Annotated in this window: 3 protein-coding genes; all 3 read left to right on the top strand. The window is 45.4% G+C overall.

The genetic code is table 11. From position 1 onward, the window contains the following. Nucleotides 1-190: 190 nt before the first annotated feature. Nucleotides 191-745 (top strand): fluoroquinolone-acetylating aminoglycoside 6'-N-acetyltransferase AAC(6')-Ib-cr5, encoded by a 555-nt coding sequence (locus tag ACNQ0T_RS23105; protein WP_063840321.1) that lies wholly within the window; start codon nucleotides 191-193, stop codon nucleotides 743-745. A gap of 130 nt (nucleotides 746-875) precedes the next feature. Then, nucleotides 876-1,706, top strand: a complete 831-nt coding sequence (locus ACNQ0T_RS23100) for an oxacillin-hydrolyzing class D beta-lactamase OXA-1 (protein ID WP_001334766.1) — start codon at nucleotides 876-878, stop codon at nucleotides 1,704-1,706. A 137-nt stretch (nucleotides 1,707-1,843) separates the two neighbouring features. Then, nucleotides 1,844-2,382 (top strand): CatB-related O-acetyltransferase (locus ACNQ0T_RS23095; RefSeq protein WP_223807070.1); only part of this gene is annotated, 539 nt, incomplete at its 3' end.

The raw sequence follows: 2,382 nt of genomic DNA, 5'->3' as shown, positions 1-2,382 counted from the left end.
ATCCCCTGGGCGAAATGCGCCTGGTAAGCAGAGTTTTTGAAATGTAAGGCCTTTGAATAAGACAAAAGGCTGCCTCATCGCTAACTTTGCAACAGTGCCTTTAAGCGTGCATAATAAGCCCTACACAAATTGGGAGTTAGACATCATGAGCAACGCAAAAACAAAGTTAGGCATCACAAAGTACAGCATCGTGACCAACAGCAACGATTCCGTCACACTGCGCCTCATGACTGAGCATGACCTTGCGATGCTCTATGAGTGGCTAAATCGATCTCATATCGTCGAGTGGTGGGGCGGAGAAGAAGCACGCCCGACACTTGCTGACGTACAGGAACAGTACTTGCCAAGCGTTTTAGCGCAAGAGTCCGTCACTCCATACATTGCAATGCTGAATGGAGAGCCGATTGGGTATGCCCAGTCGTACGTTGCTCTTGGAAGCGGGGACGGACGGTGGGAAGAAGAAACCGATCCAGGAGTACGCGGAATAGACCAGTTACTGGCGAATGCATCACAACTGGGCAAAGGCTTGGGAACCAAGCTGGTTCGAGCTCTGGTTGAGTTGCTGTTCAATGATCCCGAGGTCACCAAGATCCAAACGGACCCGTCGCCGAGCAACTTGCGAGCGATCCGATGCTACGAGAAAGCGGGGTTTGAGAGGCAAGGTACCGTAACCACCCCATATGGTCCAGCCGTGTACATGGTTCAAACACGCCAGGCATTCGAGCGAACACGCAGTGATGCCTAACCCTTCCATCGAGGGGGACGTCCAAGGGCTGGCGCCCTTGGCCGCCCCTCATGTCAAACGTTGGGCGAACCCGGAGCCTCATTAATTGTTAGCCGTTAAAATTAAGCCCTTTACCAAACCAATACTTATTATGAAAAACACAATACATATCAACTTCGCTATTTTTTTAATAATTGCAAATATTATCTACAGCAGCGCCAGTGCATCAACAGATATCTCTACTGTTGCATCTCCATTATTTGAAGGAACTGAAGGTTGTTTTTTACTTTACGATGCATCCACAAACGCTGAAATTGCTCAATTCAATAAAGCAAAGTGTGCAACGCAAATGGCACCAGATTCAACTTTCAAGATCGCATTATCACTTATGGCATTTGATGCGGAAATAATAGATCAGAAAACCATATTCAAATGGGATAAAACCCCCAAAGGAATGGAGATCTGGAACAGCAATCATACACCAAAGACGTGGATGCAATTTTCTGTTGTTTGGGTTTCGCAAGAAATAACCCAAAAAATTGGATTAAATAAAATCAAGAATTATCTCAAAGATTTTGATTATGGAAATCAAGACTTCTCTGGAGATAAAGAAAGAAACAACGGATTAACAGAAGCATGGCTCGAAAGTAGCTTAAAAATTTCACCAGAAGAACAAATTCAATTCCTGCGTAAAATTATTAATCACAATCTCCCAGTTAAAAACTCAGCCATAGAAAACACCATAGAGAACATGTATCTACAAGATCTGGATAATAGTACAAAACTGTATGGGAAAACTGGTGCAGGATTCACAGCAAATAGAACCTTACAAAACGGATGGTTTGAAGGGTTTATTATAAGCAAATCAGGACATAAATATGTTTTTGTGTCCGCACTTACAGGAAACTTGGGGTCGAATTTAACATCAAGCATAAAAGCCAAGAAAAATGCGATCACCATTCTAAACACACTAAATTTATAAAAAATCTAATGGCAAAATCGCCCAACCCTTCAATCAAGTCGGGACGGCCAAAAGCAAGCTTTTGGCTCCCCTCGCTGGCGCTCGGCGCCCCTTATTTCAAACGTTAGACGGCAAAGTCACAGACCGCGGGATCTCTTATGACCAACTACTTTGATAGCCCCTTCAAAGGCAAGCTGCTTTCTGAGCAAGTGAAGAACCCCAATATCAAAGTTGGGCGGTACAGCTATTACTCTGGCTACTATCATGGGCACTCATTCGATGACTGCGCACGGTATCTGTTTCCGGACCGTGATGACGTTGATAAGTTGATCATCGGTAGTTTCTGCTCTATCGGGAGTGGGGCTTCCTTTATCATGGCTGGCAATCAGGGGCATCGGTACGACTGGGCATCATCTTTCCCGTTCTTTTATATGCAGGAAGAACCTGCATTCTCAAGCGCACTCGATGCCTTCCAAAAAGCAGGTAATACTGTCATTGGCAATGACGTTTGGATCGGCTCTGAGGCAATGGTCATGCCCGGAATCAAGATCGGGCACGGTGCGGTGATAGGCAGCCGCTCGTTGGTGACAAAAGATGTGGGGCACTGTTGCAAAGTTAGCGATGAGGCAGCCTTTTGTCTTATTCAAAGGCCTTACATTTCAAAAACTCTGCTTACCAGGCGCATTTCGCCCAGGGG

The organism is Enterobacter cloacae complex sp.6700776 (assembly GCF_048284255.1).
In the GTDB taxonomy this organism is placed as follows: Bacteria; Pseudomonadota; Gammaproteobacteria; order Enterobacterales; family Enterobacteriaceae; genus Enterobacter; species Enterobacter intestinihominis.
Note: the sequence above shows the minus strand (reverse complement) of the source record. Positions and strands in the feature narration are given on the sequence as shown.

Excerpts from the sequence above, each read along its gene's own strand:
- ACNQ0T_RS23100 (WP_001334766.1), top strand. The coding sequence starts at position 876 with ATGAAAAACACAATACATATCAACTTCGCTATTTTTTTAATAATTGCA.